Consider the following 16,461-nt stretch of genomic DNA (forward strand, 5'->3'; position numbering starts at 1 on the left):
TCAGAGGGAATTGCTGGCCGACATGAACAGCTTGGTCGATCGCGCTCCGCTGCGGCAGAAGGCCAGGACCGGCCCCGGCAGGGTCTTGAGCAGGGAAGCGAAGGTGGAAACGTCGCCGGGCTGGATGTTCGCGCCGTTGACCGGCTGGTGGACGTAGTTCAACCCCGCCGCCTGCGCCGCGGCCTGCATCTGCTCGCTGGAGGGCTGGGCCGGCCCACCTTCGAAATCGGGCCGGTTGTTGATGACGCTCTTGAAACCGGCCGCCGCGACGGCGGCCATGTCTTCCGGGGCCAGTTGGGGGGCCACGGCGAAGTTTTCGGTAAGGGAAGTGAATGCGGACATGCGAGTCTCCGGAAGGATCCCCCCGCGCGCCGCGCGCGCTCCGGAAGCGCCTTGCGGGCCGCGCGTTGCGGGGGATCGATAAGGGGTAATCCTAACTCGGAGACGTCCGCCAGACAAACGAAACGCGCAGAATACGTCGAGGTTCCGCGCCGCCCGCGGGGCGGCGCGGACGGCCTCACGAAGAGCCGGCCTTGCCCTGGATCTCGATGACGACCCGGCGGTTCGGCGCCAGGCAGGCGATCAGCTCGCTGCGGTTGCGCTGGTCGCACTGCACCACCGGCTCGCGCGAGCCCCGGCCGTCCGAACTGATCAGGTTGGACGGCACGCCGGAATTGACCAGGTAGGCCACCACCGTGGCGGCCCGCTGCCGGGACAGCCTGTCGTTGTAGCTGGCGCTGCCCAGCCGGTCGGCATGGCCGATCACCCGTACCCGTTCGACGTCCACGCTGCGCAGTTCCTTGCCGATCTCGTCCAGGCGGCGGCGCCCTTCGGGCGAGATGCTGGCCAGATCGGACCGGTCGAAGGCGAACAGCGCGTCGGCGCCCAGCGTGATCTGCCTGGGGGGCGGCTTGACCGGCGCGGGCGCGGGCGGAGGCGGCGGAGGCGGCGGAGCGGCCACCGGGCGCGGGAACACGAAGTCCGCGCACTCGCGCCGGTTCCAATTGCCGGCCTCGGTCTGCATGTCCTTGTTGAAGCGCAACTGGTACTGGCAGGTGATGAACTCGTTGCCGTTGCCGGTACGGAAATTGAAGATGTAGTTCCAGGTGCGCACGCCGAACACGCCCTCGCTGAAGTGCGGCGGGCCGAGCAGGTCGTAGACCTGGGGCTTGGTCATGCCCGGGATCATCTGCCTGAGATTGTCCAGGTTGACGAAGGTGCCTTCCTTGAGCGAGGCGGACTCGCGGGCCGGAAACTCCACCGCGGGCGGGCTGGCCCCGTTCGCCGCGGCCGGCGCGGACGGCGACGCCGGGGCCTTCGAACTGCGGAACATCGAGCAGCCGCTCATCACGGCCACCGAAGCCACGCATGCGGTCAGCAGCGCGAGGCGCCTGCCGGCCAGGCCGGCGCGGCGGGCATGGGGGTTGTTTTCTTGCATCCTGGCCTCCGATGATTCGTTCATGCGCGCTACCACTGGTAACCCGCGCCGATGACGGCGCCCACCTTGCCCTGGGAATTGACGTTGCCGGCGATCTTGTAGACCCAGCGGCCATTCTCCGAGATGGTGGACAGCCCCACGGCGATGGCGGACTGGCCGAGATAATGGCTGGCGGCCGCCGAGGCCATGCTGCGCCCCGGGGTATACGCCTGGGGCAGGCCCGCCACCGCCATGGCCGAGGCCGCGCCGGCATTGGCGTTGCGCTCGACCCTGCGTAGGTCGTCGCGCACGCTGCTGATGCTGCTCGTGAAGTCCGACGTGGCGCTGCGCAACTGCCGCAGGTTGACGGCGTCCGTGTCGGCGGTGCCGTCGCCCACGTTGGCGATCTGCCGCTCCTGGCCCGCCGCGCCCACCGACACCACGTTGGGCCGGTCCGCCACCGAGTTCGTGCCCAGGGCGACGCTGTTGGCGCCGCTGGCCTGCGCGCCGGTGCCCAGCGCCATGCTGTTGGCCACCGTGGCCTGGGCGTTGTTGCCCAGCGCGACGGTATTGCTTTGCGTGGCGTTGGCCTGGTTGCCGATCGCCACCGAGTTGGTGGCCGCCGCGCCCGTCTGCGCGCCATTGCCCATGGCCATGCTGCCGCTGCCCTCGGCCTTGGCGCCGGTACCGAAGGCGGAGGCATTGGCTCCCGAGGCAAGGGCGGAGTTGCCCACCACCGTCGAATTGACCCCAAGCGCCTGGGCGGAGTTGCCGACCGCGGTCGAGTTCTCGCCCTTGGCGATCGACGCGTTGCCCAGCGCCGTCGCCGCGGCGCCCTCGGCCATCGCGCCGGCACCGCCGGCCACCGAGTCCTTGCCCGTGGGCTTGGGTTTGGCGCGGGCAAGCGAGTTCTCGATCTGGAACATGCCGTCCTTGCCTTCCTGGATGTTGGTGATGTCTCCCGACACCTCCTTCAACTGGGCGTAGTTGACGGCATCCGTGTCCTGCGTGCCGCGCGCGACATTGGTGATCTGGCGTTCCTTGCCGGCGGCGCCTACCGATACGGTGTTGTCGCGATCGGCGACCGAGCCGGCGCCGAGCGCCACGCTGTTCTTGGCCGACGCATCGGCATTGGCGCCGATCGCGGTCGAGCTCTCGCCCGTCGCCTTGGATCCGGTCCCCATGGCCGTCGAGTTCGCGCCGCTGGCCGTCGCGCCCGAGCCCATCGCCGTCGCCTGGGCGCCCGTGGCGGTCGCTCCGGAGCCCACCGCCGTCGAGGCCGTGCCCGAAGCGGCGGACGCCCCGCCGACGGCCACGCTGTTGTCGGCGGAAGTCGTGGCGCCATTGCCCATCGCGACGCTGTTGGCACCGCCCGACACGGCTGCCGGACCGGCTGCGACACTGTTGGTGCCGGTGGCCTGCGCCCCGGCCAGCGTGGAATTGGCCTTGAAGTACTTGGTGTCCGAATCGATGTCGTTGATGCGCTTGTACAGGCTGAGGTTGCTCATGATGTTGGTCTCATCCTGAGTCCAGCCCCACAGCTGCGAACCATTGATCGCGTCCGTGCTGGAGGACGTCACCGCGCCCCGGCCCACGTTCGAGATCACCGTCGACGTACCCCCGGCGTTCAGGGTGATCTTCGACTTGGTGTCGTCGTCGTACTTCACCGCCAGCTTGTCCATTTCGCCGATGCGGCCGTCCACGGCCTTCAGCTGCGCGATGTTGGCGGCATCGGTATCGGCGCTGCCCGCCGACACGTTGGTGATGCGGCGCGTCGCACCGGCGCTGCCCACCGACACTTCGCCCGCCGACGACTGGCGCGCGGTCAGCGCATACGCGACGTAGTCGCTCTGCGCGCCCACGGTCGTGGTCGAGCCCGCGCCCAGGGCCACGCTGTTGGCCATGCTGGCATTGGCACCGTTGCCCAGCGCCACGGCGTTGGCGGCCGACGCCACCGACGCGCCCCCCGCCGCCACGCTGTCCGTGCCGCTGGCCGAGGCCGCCGCCAGGGTCGAATTGGCCTTGAAGTACTTGGTGCCGTTGTTGTCGATGTTGGTGACGCGGTTGTCCACGTTGGTGACGTTGGTGTTGGTCTCGTTCAACTGCGAGCCGTTCACCGCGTCGGTGCTGGTGGCGCTGACTTCGCCGGCCTTGACGTTGGTCACCACCGTTCCCGTGCCGCCGGCGTTCAGGGTGATCCTGGTCTTGGTGTCGTCGTCGTACTTCACCGCCAGCTTGTCCACTTCGCCGATGCGGCCGTCCACGGCCTTCAACTGGGCGACGTTGGCGGCGTCGGAATCGGCGCTGCCCGCCGACACGTTGGTGATGCGGCGCGTCGCACCGGCGCTGCCCACCGACACTTCACCCGCCGACGACTGGCGCGCGGTCAGCGCATACGCGGCGTAGTCGCTCTGCGCGCCCACGGCCGTGGTCGAACCCGCGCCCAGGGCCACGCTGTTGGCCATGCTGGCGTTGGCGCCGTTGCCCAGCGCCACGGCGTTGGCCGCAGAAGCCACCGACGCGCCGCCCGCCGACACGCTGTCCGTGCCGGTGGCCGAGGCCGCCGCCAGGGTCGAATTGGCCTTGAAATACTTGGTGCCGTTGTTGTCGATGTTGGTGACGCGGTTGTCCACGTTGGTGACGTTGGTGTTGGTCTCGTGCAGTTGCGAACCGTTCACCGCGTCGGTGCTGGTGGCACTGACATCGCCGGCCTTGACGTTGGTCACCAGGGTGCCGCCGGCGCCGCCCAGCGTCGCCTTGGTCTTGGTGTCGTCGTCGTATTTCATCGCCAGCTTGTCCACCTCGCTGATGCGGCCGTCGACAGCCTTCAACTGGGCGACGTTGGTGGCATCGGTGTCGGCGCTGCCCGCCGACACGTTGGTGATGCGGCGCGTCGCGCCGGCGCTGCCCACCGACACTTCACCCGCCGACGACTGGCGCGCGGTCAGCGCGAAAGCCGCGTAGTCGCTCTGCGCGCCCACCGTGGTGGTCGAGCCCGCGCCCAGCGCGATGCTGTTGGCCATGCTGGCATTGGCGCCGTTGCCCAGCGCCACGGCGTTGGCGGCCGACGCCACCGACGCGCCGCCCGCCGCCACGCTGTCCGTGCCGGTGGCCGAGGCCGCCGCCAGGGTCGAGTTGGCCTTGAAGTACTTGGTGCCGCCGTTATCGATGTTGGTGACGCGGTTGTCCACGTTGGTGACGTTGGTGTTGGTCTCGTTCAACTGCGAGCCGTTCACCGCGTCGGTGCTGGTGGCGCTGACTTCGCCGGCCTTGACGTTGGTCACCACCGTGCCGCCCGCTCCGGCCAGCGTCACCTTGCCACGCGTGGCATCGTCGTACTTGACCGAATTGGCGTCGATGCCGTCGATCTGGTCGGCCACCGCCTTGAGCTGGCGCACGTTGACGGCATCGGTATCCGCCGTGCCGCCCGCGACGTTGATGATCTGGCGCTCGTTGCCCGCGGAGCCCACGGACACCGCGCCGCGCACCGGCACCGCGACGTTCGAGAACACTTCCCTGCCGCCGCCCTCGCGGTCGGAAACGGACTGGAAGCCCAGCGCGACGCCGCCCGCCACGGTCGACGATGCGCTGGCACCGACGATGGTCTGGCCATTGGCATTGCCGTAGGTGCTGTCGCCGATCAGGACCGAGTGGCCCTTGCGCGCCGCGTAGTTGGTGTCGGGCACGCCCGGCATGTTGGGATCGGTGAAGATCGTCCCGGCATCCTCGTTGGGCAGGATGTGCTTGGCGTTGGTGCCGATCACGACTTCCTGCGAACCGTTGGCCGAAGCGCCGTCGCCGATCAGCACCTGGTTGTTCTGCGCCGCGGGAATGTCCCAGCAGGTGGCGCCAGCCAGGCCCAGGACGTTCAGGCAGTTGTTCCTGTCCACCCAGGACGGCGGCTGCGTGCCCGGCAGCAGCAGACCGTTGTTGTAGGTCAGGCCGGAATTGATGTTGGTGATGTAGTTGCCCGAGGTCACGCCGCCCAGCAGCGTGAGCTTCTGCTCCGGCAGCGGGCCCCCCAGCGTGCCTTGCAGCGTACCCGTCACCGGTGCCAGGTCCAGGATGGGGATGCCCAGCACGTTGACCACGCTGAAGCGCGCGTTGATGTTTTCGCGGTTCACGCTCAGCGCGCCGGAACGCATCCACGCTTCCTTCTGGCCGAACAGGCTCATCGTCAATGGCTGCAGGCCCTGCCCGACGCCGCCCAGCAGGCCGGCCGTGCCGATCACCAGGCCGGTGGGCGCGGGCGGATTGAGCGGCGGCGGCTCCGAGCCCGACGAGGCGGCGACCGCCATGGTCTGGCGGTTGGAACTGCTGGGGAAGAGCGACCCTCCCGTGGGCAGGATACCCAGCGTGCCGTTGCCGCTCAGCGGCGACATGGGCGAGGCGGGCACGCTGTTGGACAACGTGGCGACCGATCCCAGCGACGCCGCCGAAGCGACCGCGTCATCGGCGGGCACGGCGGCATTCCGGCTCTTGTCCACCGGCGCGGAAGCCAGCACCTCGGCGAGCTTGGCGGGAACCGACTCGACCGCCTTGCCGGCCTTGCCCGGCAGCGCCGAGCCGACCTTCTTCGTCACCGCGGCCGGCGCGGCGGCGATGGCCTGGACCGCGGCGGGAACCGGGGTGGCGGCCAGCACCTCGCCGACCACGGGCAGCGACGGCACGGCCTCGGCGATGGGTACCTGCTGCAATGCCGAGGCAGGCGGCAGGATGGGCGCGCCGATGCCGGCCAGGGCCGCCGCCGTCTGCGAGACGCCCTGCTGCACGGCCGACGCCACGGGGGCAACGCTGGGCGCCGCATTGGTCGTGGCCTGAAGCAATTGGCTCATCACGCCCACCGCGGCGCCATCGGTCAGCCGCGTGTTCGACAGGCCGGGCACGCCATGCATGCCGTCGGCCGCCGCCGGCGCCGCCCATGTCCCGGCCATCAGCGCCACGGCAAGCGCGCCGGCCTTGCTGGCGCCACCCTTACCCCTGGCACGCGCGGTTTCGGCAACCGCCACCCAACATCCGAGCCGCTGGCTCCACACGGTGCGATAGGTCTTGTTCAATTTCAGCCCCCACGGATAGGTATCCCAACAGAGCCGCGATCCGCCGGATGGCGAATCGACCACTGCTGGAAAACACGTTTGCGGGAGCTTCGAGCAAAAGCTATGCCATCGGCCTGGACGCCTCGCGGCGCAAGCCCGCGCGAACTCCGGAACGAGGGCGCACGATGCGGCGAAAACGTTGAAAACAAACGGGATATCGGCAAACCGAAGATGTTCCTCCGGTGCGATAGTCACACCGATTCCCGGGCCCGCCGCGGGGCGGCGGAGCCAAAACGTTACGTACCATACGCAGGGGCGTTACGTAACGCGCGGGGGACGGGAACGCCCCGCGACGGCCTCGCGCGCCACCTCGATGAAGGCCGCCGCCGCGGCCGAGGGCGAGCGGAAGCGATCGCGGATCAAGGCGATTTCCGAGCGGACCACGGGGTCGCGCAACGGCCTGGCCACCGAGTTGCCGTCGCCGGGGACCAGCGCGCCGTACGGCGGCATGATGGCGGCCCCGAACCCGGCCTCGACCAGGCTGATGACCGTGCTCAACTGGACGACCTCGACGGCGATCCGGGGCTGCAGGTCCAGGCGAGCGAAGCAGCCGTCCAGGAATTGCCGGAAGGAATTCTCCGGGGTCAGCGCCACCAGCGGCGTCTCCGCCAGATCCGTCCATTTCAGCTGGCGGCGGCGCGCCAGCGGATGGACGCGGGGCAGCAGCGCCACCAGCGGCCCTTCCAGCAGGGGCTCGGTCAGGTATTCGTCGCGATCGGCCGGCAGCATGCCTATGCCCAGGTCGATGTCGGCCGAGGCGATGCCCGCGGGAATGGCCTCGGAAGGAATGTCGCGCAGGGTCAGCGCGATGTGGGGATAAGCGCTGCGGAACCGGGCGGCGATGCCCACCAGCAGGCGCGACATCAATAGCGGGGGCGCGGCCACCGTCACGTGGCCGTGCTGGCGCGAGGCCAGCCCCTTGACGTTGCCGACGGCGGCGGAGAGATCGGCCAGCAGGCGCGCCGCCGGCCCGCGGAACTCGCGCCCGGCGTCGGTCAGGCTGACCTGGCGCGTGCTGCGGTCGAACAGGCGGCACTCCAGGCTCTGTTCCAGTTCACGGATCAGGATGCTCAGGCCCGACTGGGAAATATGGATGCGCTGGGCCGCCTTGCTGAAGTTGCCTTCGTTGCACACCGCGACGAAGGCCTCGAGTTGGCGCAGGGAAATCGACATCGTGCGGGCCCGCCGGCAAAGTATTGGAAATCACTATGAATCTATATGAATATTTCAATTTTTACAATTAGTCGACTCTGCTAGATTTGCCGGAACGCTTACCGCAGGAGCCCGCCGGCCGTGTCCCCCACCCTGGTCCTTCACCGAGGCAGGATCATCACCTGCAACGACCGCGGCGACGTCGCCTCGGCCGTCGCGATCCGCGGCCGGCACATCGCCGCCGTGGGCCGTGATGACGACATGCTCGCCCTGGCCGGCCCCGAGACCCGGGTCGTGGACCTGGGCGGCAAGGCGGTGCTGCCAGGGTTGACCGATGGCCACGCTCACATGGACCGCGAGGGCCTGCGGCGCCACCTGCCCAGCCTGGCCGGCGCGCGCACGCGGGACGACGTCCTGGACATCATCGCCGCCGAAGCCGCCAAGGCCCCGCCGGGAACCTGGATCGTGACCCAGCCCATCGGCCAGCCTCCCGAATATCCCGAACCCGACGACGCGCTGGCGAACGGCCCCTACCCCACGCGCCACGACCTGGACCGGGTCAGCCCCGATCATCCCGTCTACATCCGGCCCATCTGGGGGTACTGGCGCAACCGCGCGCCCCTGGTCTCGGTGGCCAACAGCCGCGCCCTGGCGCTGGCCGGCGTGACGCCCGCCACGGTCTCGCCCTCGCCCGACGTCGACATCGAACGCGACGACGCCGGGCGCCCCACCGGCCGGTTCGTCGAGCGCACGCTGGTGCCCATCGTCGAACATACCCTGATGCGCGCCGCTCCCGGCTTCACCGCCGAGCAGCGCGCCAGCGGACTGCGGCACGCGATGGCCGAATACAACCGCTACGGCACCACCGCCGTATTCGAAGGCCACGGCGTGGCCGGCGAAGTCATCGACGCCTACGAAACGGTCCGCGGCCAGGGCGCATCGACCGTGCGGTCCACCCTGGTCCTGAGCCCCTATTGGGGACCTCGTGGCGGCGGGCAGGCGCTGGAGCTGCTGCGCGAATGGCGCACCTGGCTGGCTCGCCGCGGGCGGGGCGACGACATGCTGCGCGTGCAGGGTCTGTACGCCGAGATCGACAAGGATCCGCTGAACAACATGCTGCGGGCCGGCAATCATCCCTGCACCGGCTGGGCCGGCTTCCAGGCGGGAGCGGCGCTGGATGCCGGCGCGCTGGCGCCGCTGCTGGCCGAGGCCGCGCGGGCCGGCATCCGCGTGGCGGGCATCTGGCCCGACCTGCTGCCCCTGTTCGAACAGGCCCACCGCCAGCACCCCATCGACGACCAGCGCTGGGTGCTCGGCCACCAGCCGGTGGTCGACGCCGACACCCTGGCCCGGATACGCGATCTGGGCCTGGTGCTGACCACGCATACCAACCGCCATATCTACAAGGACGGCGACCTGTGGATGCAGCGCCGCGGCGCCGCCGGCCAGGACGACATCGTGCCGCTGCGCCGGCTGCGCGATGCCGGCGTCGCGGTGGCGTTCGGCAGCGACAACCTGCCGGTTTCGCTGTTCGGCCCCATCTGGCACGCGGTCGCGCGCCGCAGCCGCGGCGGCGCATCCGTTGCCCCCGGCCAGGCGCTGGGCCGGCAAGAGGCATTGGACGTCGCCACGCGGGGCGGCGCCTACCTGACATTGGACGAAGACGTCCGAGGCTCGATCGAACCCGGCAAGCTGGCCGACCTGGCGGTATTGAACGCCGATCCGCTGACCTGTGCCGAGGACGATATCCCTACGCTGCATTCCCTGTTGACGGTGGTCGACGGCCACATCGTCGCCCCCACCCCCTGAAGGAGATTCCCATGACATCCGTCCCGTTCCCGGCCCGCCGGCTGGCGGTCGCCAGCCTCGCCGCGGCCTGCGTCCTCGCCTCGACCGCCGCCGTCGCGGCCGATGCCTGGCCCTCGCGCCCCATCCGCGTGGTGGTTCCCTACGCGCCCGGCAACACCGGCGACATCACGCTGCGCTTCGTCCAGTTGCAACTGGAGAAGCAGTTCGGCGTGCGCATCCTGATCGACAACAAGAGCGGCGCTTCCGGCAACATCGGCGCCGACGAGGTGGTGCGCGCCACTCCCGACGGCTACACCTTCCTGCTGGGGGCGACCAACAACTTCGTCACCAACCAGTACCTGTTCAAGGGCATGCGCTTCGATCCGACCAAGGACCTGGTGCCGGTGTCCCTGCTGAGCAACGGCCCTTCCGTGCTGGTGGTCAACGGTTCGTCCGACATCCGCACCCTGTCCGACCTGACCGCCGAAGCAAAGAAGAATCCCGGCAAGCTGAACTTCGGATCACCCGGCAACGGCACCCCGCCCCACCTCGCGGCCGAGCTGTATAGCCAGCTCGCCAACGTGCAATTGACCCACGTTCCCTACCGGGGCTCGCCGCCCGCGGTCCAGGCTCTGCTGGCGGGCGAGATCCAGCTGTATGTGACTGCGCTCAGCTCGGTGGCCGGCCATGTGACCAGCGGCAGGCTGCGCGCCATCGCCGTGGCCGATGGCGAACGCCTGCCCATCCTGCCGTCGGTGCCGACCACGGCCGAGCAAGGCCTGCCGGGACTGGTCACGGGCAACTGGTGGGGGCTGGCCGCGCCGGTGGGCACCGACCCGCAGATCATCGACAAATTCTCGCGCGCGCTGCGCGAGGTATTGAAGGATCCCGCCATCCGCAAGCAGTACACCGACATCGGCGTCACGCCCATAGGCAGCACGCCGGCGGAATTCGCCGCGCGCATCAAGCAGGAGGCGCAGGCGTGGAAGGCCGTGATCGAGAAGGCCAACATCCAGCCCGAATGAGGCGGTTTCCGGCGAGGCGCCTCAGAATTCCGTGTGCAGGCGCACGCCGAACACCTTGGCCGGGCCGCGGTCGCGGTTGTAGCCGGGATGCCGGATGTACTGTGCATCGGCGGTGATCCATAGCCGCTTCAAGGGGCGCCAGCTGTAATAGGCCTCGGCGATCTGCTCGGTACCGTAGTTCAGCGTGCCGTCGCCGAGGAAGGCGCCGGCCCCGCCGCGACGCAGGTATTCGCGATGGGAGGCGCTGAGCGCGTTGATCGCGGCCGCCACGCCCGCGGTGTCGCCCGGCCGCCCCCACGCCGCGCCGTCGAACACCACGCCGCCCGAGACCGATCGATCGATCTCGGTGAAGGCGTAGGTTTCGGTCTTGCCGTCGGCCCAGTTCAGGCGGATGAAGGCGGTGGCGCGATCGGACAGGCCCTGCTCCAGGCTCACCCCCATGCCGAGCTTGGCCCGCTCCTTGCGCACCGCCGCCAGGTCGGGCGTTCCGCCCCGCGCGGCCGCCAGCGCATCGCCGTAGCTTCCCATGTTCGCCTTGTTGCGGAAGGCCAGCACGCGCAGCGTACCGGGCCGGTCCAGCACCGCATACGACTTCTCGAATTCGACCTGGTCCCCGTAGTGGCGTCCCAGCCGCCGGTCCAGCGGCAGGCCGTTGGACTCCCTGGGCTGCATGAACCGGCCGGCGCGCACCGCCCAGCCCTCGTCGATGTATTCCAGCACCGCCCCCCAGGTGTAGCCCCGGGCGTCCGCGGCATAGTCGTAGCTGCCATGCGCCATGAAGGCCCAATTCATGAACTGCGTGCGCGGGTCGTGACTGACCGACACCGCGTCGAACACATCCAGCACCGAGATATTGCCCGCCGTCAGCACGATGCGCCGCTTGTCGACGAAGCCCGCGAGCTGGTTCATGTCCGCGTCGACCGCCTCGCGTCCGCCGCCCAGCCCCCAGGTCTGCCGCAGGAAGGCGCGGGCCCGGTAGAAGGTCATGTCGGAACCCGCGGTCTTGGCCAGCTCGCCGTTGGGCAGGCCACCCAGGCCATGCAGGCCGGAGAACGCGATGCCTTGCGAGCCTTCGCCGTTGAAATGGACCTCGGCCCCTTCCCACAGCCTGGCGCCCAGGTCCACGGTGGCCGTCAGCGAATAACTCGTTGCACGCGATCCCGACAGCGAGTTCTCCCCCTGGTACGGGGATGCGAACGAGGGCTTGCGCTGCCATACATAGGTCGACTGGGCATGGATGGCGAAGGCCTCCGCCTGGACCGGCGACGACTCCTGGGCCATGGCCGGCGTGGCCAGGAAAACGGTCAGCAGGAGCCCACACGCCCGCAGCCGGCGGAACACGACCATCATTCTTCTTGTACTCGCGACGCGATCACCCAACGTACAATTATGCCGGCCCCGCGTGACACCATGGTGACTCGGGGCGCCGCACACGAGGAGACCCGCCCCCATGACCCCACCGCCGGCCGACCGTCAGCGCCAACGCCTGATCATCGCCATCACCGGAGCCAGCGGCTCCATCTACGGCCTGCGCCTGCTCGAAGCGCTGCGCGAACTGCCCGATTGGGAAAGCCACCTGGTCGTCTCCGAAGCCGGCGTGCTCAACACCATGCATGAACACGGGCTCGGCCGCAAGGACCTGGCCTCGCTGGCCGACGTGGTCTACCACCCCGGCGACGTCGGCGCCGCCATCGCGAGCGGCTCGTTCCTGACCGCCGGCATGGTCATCGCCCCCACCTCGATGAAGACCCTCGCGGCCGTGGCCCACGCCTACGCCGACAACCTGATCACCCGCGCCGCCGACGTCGTCCTGAAAGAACGCCGCCGCCTGGTCCTCCTGACCCGCGAGGCCCCCCTGAACCTCGCCCACCTGCGCAACATGGTCGCCGTCACCGAAATGGGCGGCGTCGTCTTCCCCCCCGTCCCCGCCTTCTACTCAGGCGCCCAGAGCGTCGACGACATCGTCAACCACACCGTGCTGCGCACCCTGGACCTCTTCGGCATCCACTCCGACCGCCTCAAACGCTGGAAAGGTTTAGGCGGCCGCTAGAAGCCCCCCCTACGCCCTTCGGGCGCCCCCTCAAGGGGGCGGCGCTGGCGGACCGGCAAAGCCGGATCCGCGGCGCCCAGGATCAAAGCCAGCATGCGGTGCTCCGCACCGAGAACGACGACACAGACCACGACACGGTGGATCCGGCTCCGCCGGTCCACCGCCGTCGGCCCCCCGGGGGGCGCGCGTCAGCGCGTAGGGGGGATCTCAATACGGCAAGCCGACGTAGTTTTCCGCCAAGGCGGTCGAGGCGGCTTGTGAGTCGACCAGGTAGCCCAGCTCGGCATGCTGGATCTTCTGGCCGAAGTCGCCGTTCTCCGGGAACTTGTGCATCAGCGAGGTCATCCACCAGGAGAAGCGGACGGCCTTCCAGACCCGGTCCAGGCACCGTTCGGAATAGGTCTCGATGCCCTGCTGGTCGCCGCCGTAGTGGCGGATGATGGCATCGGACAGGTAGCGTACGTCCGAGACCGCCAGGTTCAGCCCCTTGGCGCCGGTGGGCGGAACGATATGGGCCGCGTCGCCGGCCAGGAACAGCCGGCCGAAGCGCATGGGTTCGGCCACGAAGCTGCGCAGCGGCGCGATGCTTTTCTCGATGGACGGGCCGGTCACCAGCGAGTCGGCCGCCTTCGCATCCAGCCGGCTGCGCAGTTCGTCCCAGAACCGTTCGTCGGACCAGTTCTCGACCTTGTCGTCCAGCGAACACTGCACGTAGTAGCGGCTGCGCGTGTGCGAGCGCATGCTGCACAGCGCGAAGCCGCGCTCGTGGTTCGAGTAGATGAGCTCGTCCGACACCGGCGGCGTCTCGGACAGAATGCCCAGCCAGCCGAAGGGATAGATCTTCTCGTAGGTCTTGATGGCGGAGGCCGGCACGCTGGCGCGGCTCACGCCGTGGAAGCCGTCGCAGCCGGCGATGAAGTCGCACTCCACCACGTGCTCGACGCCGTCCTTGCGATACGTGACCTTGGGCCGGTCGGTGCCGAAGTCGTGCACACGGACCTGCTCGGCCTCGTAGACCGACGCGTAGCCGGCCGCCTGGCGCGCGTCCATGAGATCGTGGGTGACCTCGGTCTGCCCGTAGACCATGACGCTCTTGCCGCCCGACAACGTCTTCAGGTCGATGCGGTGGCGCTGGCCGTCGAAGCACAGCTCGATGCCGTCGTGCACCAGGCCCTGCTCGTGCATGCGGCGGCCGGCGCCGATCTCGTCCAGCAGGTCGACCGTGCCCTGCTCCAGGACGCCCGCGCGGATGCGGCCCAGTACGTATTCCTTGCTGCGCTGCTCGATGATGAGCGTCTCGATGCCCGCCCGGGAAAGGATCTGCCCGAGGAAGAGCCCGGCCGGACCGGACCCGATGATTGCGACTTGGACCCTCATGGCGTGTCTCCTGCATGTGTTCTGACTTCCAGGCATCTTAAGAGCCGGGTCGGCGGCGCGCGATAGATTATGGAGACATCTTCATGGATAATCCGAACATCTTGCGTGCCAGGAACCATGGCCATGAAAAGCATCGTCCCCACCTATGCCCTGTATGGGGAACACGGCAAGAACCTCGTCCCGGAAAGCCTTCACTGCGAATCCATCCCGCAACGCAGCCGCCTTTACGACTGGGAGATCAAGCTGCACCGCCATGACCTGTTCGTGCAAATTCTGTACATACGGTCAGGTACCGCCGACATCCAGTTCGACGATCGCCGCTTCACCGTCCACGGCCCGTGCGCCCTGTTCGTTCCCGCCCTGCACGCGCATGGCTTCCGCTTTTCCGAGGACATAGACGGCGCGGTCATCACCATCGTCACGCAGCAGATGGAAAGCCTGCTGGCTCGCCACGCGGAGCTCCTTCCTCATTTCCAGGCACCACGCCACGTCCCGTTCGAGCCCGGGGAAGCGGCCTACGCGCCCTTCGCCCAATCGATCGAGCTGCTGCTGGCCGAATACGACGAAGCCCACGCCTGGAGACTGGCCCTGCTCGAATCGCTGCTGGGCACCGTGCTGGTCCTGCTGGCGCGCAAGGCCGCCACGCTGGCCGGCCCCCGGCCGGGCCGGCGCAGCTCGCGCGGCGTCATGCACCTGCACCGCTTCAAGACCCTGCTGAACCGGAGCTTCCGCGAGCAGCGCGACATCGCCTATTACGCCGAGCGCCTGGGCATCACCCCCACGCAGTTGAACCGGATCTGCCGCGACGAGCTCGGCCTGTCGGCCCTGGGCGTCATCAACGACCGCCTGCTGACCGAGGCGCGCCGCGACCTCGCCTATTCGTCGCTGAGCGTGAAGGAAATCGCCCTCACGCTGGGCTTTTCCGACCCTGGCTATTTCTCGCGCTTCTTCACCAAGCACACAGGCGCATCGCCCAGCGACTTCCGCACCATGGTGCGCGACCAGCTCGACCGCAACCGTGCCGCGCCTCCCCCGGGGGCTTGACCGTCTTCGGCTTTCGCCATTACTTTCAGGAACTTGTAAGCTTGCCGCCCGCGCCGCCGGGCGTGCCGCTTGCTGCGCCGGACGATCACGCATCCCTGCCCTGCACCGAGGACCCTCCCGTCATGAGCAACGCGTTCCCCGCATCGACCCCGCATGCGTCCAACCCGGATGCCGCCGCCAGGCCCCCCACTCGCCCGCTCCTCGGTACGCTGGACATCATGGCGCTGGTCGTGGGCATCGTCATCGGGGCCGGCATCTTCAGCGCGCCGTCGCTGGTGGCGATGCACGCGGGCTCCCCGGCCGCGATGATGATGGCCTGGATCGTCGGCGGCATGATCTCCGTCGCCGGCGCGCTGTGCTACGCGGAACTGGCCAGCACCTACCCGCATGCCGGCGGCGACTACCACTATCTGCGGCGCGCCTTCGGTACCCGGCTGTCCTTCCTGTTCGCGTGGGCCCGCCTGACCGTCATCCCCACCGGCTCGATCGCCCTGCTCGGCTACATCTTCGGCGACTATGCCACGCAGATCGCCAATCTCGGACCGGCTTCGCCCGCCATCTACGCCGCCGCGATCATCGTCGTGCTGACGCTGGTGAACGTGGCGGGACTGAGCACCGGCAAATGGACGCAGAACCTGCTGACGGCCCTGGAAGTCGGCGGCGTCGTGCTGATCATCGCCGTGGGCCTGCTGTTCGCGCCCGAGACAGCGCCGGCCGCGCCGGCTGCCCCCGCCTCGGGCGTCGCCAACTGGGGCCTGGTCCTGATCTTCGTGATGCTGACCTACGGCGGGTGGAACGAGGCCGCCTACATCTCGGCCGAGGCCTCGGGCCCTGGGCGGACCCTGCCGCGGGCGCTGTTCTGGAGCCTGGCGCTGATCACGCTGCTGTACCTGCTGGTCAACCTGGCCTACCTGAACGTGCTGGGCCAGGATGGCATGGGGGCCTCGTCGGCCGTCGCCGCCGACATGATGCGGCGGGCGCTGGGCGAACCGGGCGCGCAACTGATCGCGCTGCTGATCGCGATCTCGGCGCTGACCTCCGCCAACGCCACCATCCTGACCGCCGCGCGCACCACCTACGCCTTCGGCCAGGACACCCCGGCCTTCTCGATGCTGGCCAAATGGCATCCGCAGTGGAACACACCGGTCAACGCCTTGTGGGTCCAGGCGGCCATCTCGCTGGCGCTGGTCGCGCTGGGGGCCTTCACCCGCAGCGGCTTCGCTACCATGGTCGAATACACCGCGCCGGTGTTCTGGCTGTTCTTCGTGCTGAGCGGCGTGGCGCTGCTCGTGCTGCGGCGCAAGGACCCCGGCACCCATCGCCCCTTCCGCGTGCCGCTCTATCCCCTGACGCCGCTGCTGTTCATCGCCACCAGCGGCTACCTGTTCTATGCCAGCCTGCGCCATACCGGCGTCGGCGCCCTGGTGGGCGTGGCCGTGCTGGGCGTGGGCGCCCTGCTGATGCTGGCCCAGCCCCGCGGCCGCACGCCGTCCGCATCCTGACCCGCCACTT

The 16,461-nt window shown here is 69.0% G+C and carries 11 protein-coding genes; 5 read left to right on the forward strand and 6 right to left on the reverse strand.

Annotated features, from left to right (window positions below):
* From ABD104_RS21155 to ABD104_RS21170, 4 genes are all read right to left on the reverse strand, one after another.
* A complete protein-coding gene (locus ABD104_RS21155) occupies window positions 1-342 on the reverse strand; it encodes a protein tyrosine phosphatase family protein (RefSeq protein ID WP_087837156.1) in 342 nt (113 codons plus the stop codon).
* A 175-nt stretch (window positions 343-517) separates the two neighbouring features.
* Entirely contained in the window at window positions 518-1,462 is a 945-nt protein-coding gene (locus ABD104_RS21160) for an OmpA family protein (protein ID WP_087837157.1), read from the reverse strand.
* Between the two features lie 5 nt (window positions 1,463-1,467).
* A complete protein-coding gene (locus ABD104_RS21165) occupies window positions 1,468-6,474 on the reverse strand; it encodes a YadA-like family protein (RefSeq protein ID WP_343928157.1) in 5,007 nt (1,668 codons plus the stop codon).
* Between the two features lie 297 nt (window positions 6,475-6,771).
* A complete protein-coding gene (locus ABD104_RS21170; protein WP_087837159.1) occupies window positions 6,772-7,686 on the reverse strand; it encodes a LysR family transcriptional regulator in 915 nt (304 codons plus the stop codon).
* Between the two features lie 120 nt (window positions 7,687-7,806).
* On the opposite strand from ABD104_RS21170, the gene ABD104_RS21175 reads away from it, so the two are divergent.
* Window positions 7,807-9,474 carry an amidohydrolase gene (locus ABD104_RS21175; protein ID WP_132978924.1) on the forward strand — a complete coding sequence of 556 codons (1,668 nt, stop codon included), beginning with the start codon at window positions 7,807-7,809 and terminating at the stop codon, window positions 9,472-9,474.
* A gap of 11 nt (window positions 9,475-9,485) precedes the next feature.
* Window positions 9,486-10,478 carry a Bug family tripartite tricarboxylate transporter substrate binding protein gene (locus ABD104_RS21180; protein WP_132978925.1) on the forward strand — a complete coding sequence of 331 codons (993 nt, stop codon included), beginning with the start codon at window positions 9,486-9,488 and terminating at the stop codon, window positions 10,476-10,478.
* Between the two features lie 21 nt (window positions 10,479-10,499).
* On the opposite strand, the gene ABD104_RS21185 is transcribed toward ABD104_RS21180, so the two are convergent.
* A complete protein-coding gene (locus ABD104_RS21185) occupies window positions 10,500-11,825 on the reverse strand; it encodes a carbohydrate porin (protein ID WP_343928176.1) in 1,326 nt (441 codons plus the stop codon).
* A gap of 103 nt (window positions 11,826-11,928) precedes the next feature.
* Here ABD104_RS21185 and ABD104_RS21190 point away from each other — a divergent pair, with 103 nt between their 5' ends.
* Entirely contained in the window at window positions 11,929-12,528 is a 600-nt protein-coding gene (locus ABD104_RS21190) for a UbiX family flavin prenyltransferase (RefSeq protein WP_087837162.1), read from the forward strand.
* Window positions 12,529-12,735: 207 nt separating this feature from the next.
* Here the strand turns inward: ABD104_RS21190 and pobA are convergent, their stop codons facing one another.
* Window positions 12,736-13,905 carry a 4-hydroxybenzoate 3-monooxygenase gene (pobA, locus tag ABD104_RS21195; protein ID WP_343928158.1) on the reverse strand — a complete coding sequence of 390 codons (1,170 nt, stop codon included), beginning with the start codon at window positions 13,903-13,905 and terminating at the stop codon, window positions 12,736-12,738.
* A gap of 123 nt (window positions 13,906-14,028) precedes the next feature.
* Between pobA and ABD104_RS21200 the strand changes: the two genes are divergently transcribed.
* Window positions 14,029-14,949, forward strand: coding sequence for a helix-turn-helix domain-containing protein (locus ABD104_RS21200; RefSeq protein ID WP_176400650.1), 921 nt, complete (start codon window positions 14,029-14,031; stop codon window positions 14,947-14,949).
* A 122-nt stretch (window positions 14,950-15,071) separates the two neighbouring features.
* Entirely contained in the window at window positions 15,072-16,451 is a 1,380-nt protein-coding gene (locus ABD104_RS21205) for an APC family permease (protein WP_343928159.1), read from the forward strand.
* Window positions 16,452-16,461: the final 10 nt, after the last annotated feature.

This window comes from Pigmentiphaga daeguensis (genome assembly GCF_039523035.1).
In the GTDB taxonomy this organism is placed as follows: Bacteria; Pseudomonadota; Gammaproteobacteria; order Burkholderiales; family Burkholderiaceae_B; genus Pigmentiphaga; species Pigmentiphaga daeguensis.

Coding starts and splice junctions, on each gene's coding strand:
- ABD104_RS21155 (WP_087837156.1), bottom strand. CDS start 342: ATGTCCGCATTCACTTCCCTTACCGAAAACTTCGCCGTGGCCCCCCAA.
- ABD104_RS21160 (WP_087837157.1), bottom strand. CDS start 1,462: ATGAACGAATCATCGGAGGCCAGGATGCAAGAAAACAACCCCCATGCC.
- ABD104_RS21170 (WP_087837159.1), bottom strand. CDS start 7,686: ATGTCGATTTCCCTGCGCCAACTCGAGGCCTTCGTCGCGGTGTGCAAC.
- ABD104_RS21180 (WP_132978925.1), top strand. CDS start 9,486: ATGACATCCGTCCCGTTCCCGGCCCGCCGGCTGGCGGTCGCCAGCCTC.
- ABD104_RS21185 (WP_343928176.1), bottom strand. CDS start 11,825: ATGGTCGTGTTCCGCCGGCTGCGGGCGTGTGGGCTCCTGCTGACCGTT.
- ABD104_RS21190 (WP_087837162.1), top strand. CDS start 11,929: ATGACCCCACCGCCGGCCGACCGTCAGCGCCAACGCCTGATCATCGCC.
- pobA (WP_343928158.1), bottom strand. CDS start 13,905: ATGAGGGTCCAAGTCGCAATCATCGGGTCCGGTCCGGCCGGGCTCTTC.
- ABD104_RS21200 (WP_176400650.1), top strand. CDS start 14,029: ATGAAAAGCATCGTCCCCACCTATGCCCTGTATGGGGAACACGGCAAG.
- ABD104_RS21205 (WP_343928159.1), top strand. CDS start 15,072: ATGAGCAACGCGTTCCCCGCATCGACCCCGCATGCGTCCAACCCGGAT.